This is a genomic window from Pseudokineococcus marinus (assembly GCF_013004605.1).
GTDB lineage: Bacteria > Actinomycetota > Actinomycetes > Actinomycetales > Quadrisphaeraceae > Pseudokineococcus > Pseudokineococcus marinus.
In genome coordinates this window covers 1-2,955 of record NZ_JABEMA010000343.1, presented here as the reverse complement: position 1 = coordinate 2,955, position 2,955 = coordinate 1, and the positions used below count along the sequence as shown (strand labels likewise).

The 2,955-nt window shown below is 79.3% G+C and carries 3 protein-coding genes; all 3 read left to right on the top strand.

Annotation, left to right across the window (positions count from 1 at the left end; all coding sequences use genetic code 11):
• Positions 1–236 precede the first annotated feature (236 nt).
• Positions 237–1,487 (top strand): alanine racemase, encoded by a 1,251-nt coding sequence (gene alr / locus HLB09_RS15105; protein WP_212771170.1) that lies wholly within the window; start codon positions 237–239, stop codon positions 1,485–1,487.
• Positions 1,484–2,524, top strand: a complete 1,041-nt coding sequence (locus tag HLB09_RS15100; RefSeq protein WP_171204151.1) for an alpha/beta fold hydrolase — start codon at positions 1,484–1,486, stop codon at positions 2,522–2,524. The genes alr and HLB09_RS15100 overlap by 4 nt, the downstream gene beginning before the upstream one ends.
• Positions 2,521–2,955: tRNA (adenosine(37)-N6)-threonylcarbamoyltransferase complex ATPase subunit type 1 TsaE (gene tsaE, locus HLB09_RS15095; protein ID WP_171204150.1), on the top strand; the 435-nt coding region annotated here is incomplete at its 3' end. The genes HLB09_RS15100 and tsaE, both read left to right, overlap by 4 nt.

Here is a 2,955-nt window from a genome sequence, read left to right as displayed (position 1 = left end):
CACGCCGCGTCCGGGGGCGGCCCGCTGCACGCCGAGGCGGTGCTCCACGCGCTGCCCGAGGTCCTCACCGCGCTCCTCGTCGACGTGCCGCGGGGCTGAGGCGCCGGTCCCCGCCCCGGTGCCCCGCCCCCGTGACACCGAACGCCGGGGCCCGTCCTCCTCGAGCTCCTGGTCCCCGACCCGTGCCCCCGGCGCCTGCCGGACGCGCGGGCCGCGCGGTGCGAGACTGGACGGCGATGACGACCCCCGCTGCCGCTGCGACCGCGCCGGCCGACGACATGGGCGACGCGCTGCCCGCGCGCGCGGTCGTCGACCTCGACGCCGTCGCCGCCAACGCGGACGTCCTGCGGGGGCGCGCCGCGGGGGCGGCCGTCATGGCGGTCGTCAAGGCCGACGGCTACGGGCACGGGATGGTGCCGTGCGCCCGCGCCGCCCTGGCCGGGGGCGCCACGTGGCTCGGCGTCGCCCACCTGGCGGAGGCCCTCGAGCTGCGCGCCGCCGGTGTCACCGCCCCCGTCCTCGCCTGGCTCGTCGTGCCCGGGCAGGACCTCGCGCCCGCGGTCGCGGCCGACGTCGACCTCTCGGCCTCCGCCGTCTGGGCGGTGGAGGCCCTCGTCGACGCGGCGCGCCGCACCGGGCGGACCGCGCGGGTCCACCTCAAGGTCGACACCGGGCTGTCCCGGGGCGGTGCGACGGCGCGGGACTGGCCCGACGTCGTGCGCGCCGCCGCGGCCGCCCAGGCCGAGGGCGCCCTCGAGGTCGTCGCCGTGTGGTCCCACCTGGCCTCCGCCGACGACGAGGCCTCCGACGCGCTGACGCTCGCCCAGGTCGAGCGCCTGCACGACGCGGTCGCCGTGGCGGCGCGCCTCGGCGTCCGCCCCCCGCTGCGCCACCTCGCCGCGTCCTCGGGGCTGCTCGCCCACCCCGCGGCGCGCCTCGACCTCGTCCGCCCCGGCGTCGCCGTCTACGGCGTCTCGCCCGCCCCGGAGCGCTTCTCGTCCGCCGACCTCGGGCTCGTGCCCGCGATGTCGCTGCGCGCGCGGCTCGCCCTGGTCAAGGAGGTCGGCCCGGGGGAGGGCGTCTCCTACGGCCACCACCACGTGACGGCGGGCCGCGCGCGCCTCGCGCTCGTGCCGCTCGGCTACGGCGACGGTCTGCCCCGCCACGCCAGCGGGCGGGGCCCGGTGGCCCTGCGCGGGCGCCGGTACGCCGTCGCGGGCCGCGTCTGCATGGACCAGGTCGTCCTCGACCTCGGCGACGACGACGCCGCCCGGGCGGTCCGCGCCGGCGACGAGGTCGAGGTCTTCGGCACGGGCGCGGACGGCGGCCCCACCGCCCAGGACTGGGCCGACGCCGCCGGCACGATCGCGTACGAGGTCGTCACGCGCATCGGCGCCCGGGTGCCGAGGGTGCACGTCGGCACCGCCGGCGTCGTCGGAGGCCCCGGCACCGCCGTCGCCGCCGCCGCGTCCGGGGGGCGCGCGTGAGCCCCCTCCTGCCCCTGCCCGGCGCCCGGCCCCCGCGGCGCGAGGTGCCGCTCGGCTCGCTGACCGGCCGCCCCCTCGTCGTCCGGGCCGGCGACGGGACCCAGCTGCACGTCGAGGTCGACGAGCTCCCCGAGGAGGAGCGCGCCGCGGCGGCCGCCGAGCACCGGCCCACCGTCGTCCTCAGCCACGGGTACGGGCTCAACCTCGACTTCTGGCACGTGCAGCGCCTCGCCCTGCGCGGCCGGTACCGGCTCGTCCTGTGGGACCAGCGCGGCCACGGGCGCTCCGAGCGCGGTCCCCGCGGCTCCGCGACGATCGACCAGGTCGGCGAGGACCTCGCCGACGTCCTCGCCGCCACCTGCCCCGGGGGGCCGCTCGTGCTGCTCGGGCACTCGATGGGCGGCATGGCCGTCATGGCGCTCGCCGCCCGGTCGCCCGAGCTCGTCGCGGAGCGCGTCGTCGGGACGGCGCTCATCAGCACGAGCGCGGGCGGCATGTCCGCCAACGACTACGGGCTCGCGGCCCTCGCGCCGGCCCTGCGCCGCGTCGCGCCCACGGCGCTGGGGCTGCTGGCGCGGCGGTCCGGCCTCGTCGAGCGGACCCGCACCCTCGGCGGCGACCTCGAGACGCTGCTCGTGCGGCACTGGTCCTACGCCTCGGACGTGCCCCAGGACGTCGTCGACTTCACCGCGCAGATGATCGCCGGCACGAGCGTCGAGGTCATCGACGACTTCTTCCCCGCCTTCGACCGCCACGACAAGGCCGAGGCGCTCAGCGCGCTGGCCGGCGGGGAGGTGCTCGTCCTCGTCGGCGACCACGACCTGCTGACGCCGCCCTCCCACAGCGACGAGATCGTCCGGCGGCTGCCCGGCGCCGAGCACGTCGTCGTCCGCGACGCCGGGCACCTCGTCCCGCTCGAGCACCCCGAGGTCGTGCAGGACGCCGTCGAGCACCTGCTGGCGCGCGCCGCCCGCGTGGTGGCGCACGACCGGGCGCAGCCGGCGGCCCTCGTGCCGCCGGCGGCGGAGCGCGCGTGAGCGAGGTCCGCGTCGAGCTGGGCACGGCGGAGGAGACGCGCGCCCTCGGCCGCCGGCTCGGCGCGCTCGTGCGGGGCGGCGACCTGCTCGTGCTCTCCGGCGACCTCGGGGCGGGCAAGACGACGCTCACCCAGGCGCTGGCCGACGGCCTCGGCGTCCGGGGGCCGGTGACGTCGCCGACCTTCCTCATCGCCCGCGTCCACCCCTCGCTCGTCGGCGGTCCCGCGCTCGTCCACGTCGACGCCTACCGCCTCGGCGACGCCCTCGAGCTCGACGACCTCGACCTCGACGCCGACCTCGAGGCGTCCGTCGTCGTCGTCGAGTGGGGGCGCGGCCTCGTCGAGCACCTCGCCGCTGACCGGCTCGAGGTCGACCTCCACCGCGAGGACGCCGACGCGGCGGCCGGGGTCGCAGGCGCCGGGGTCGACGGG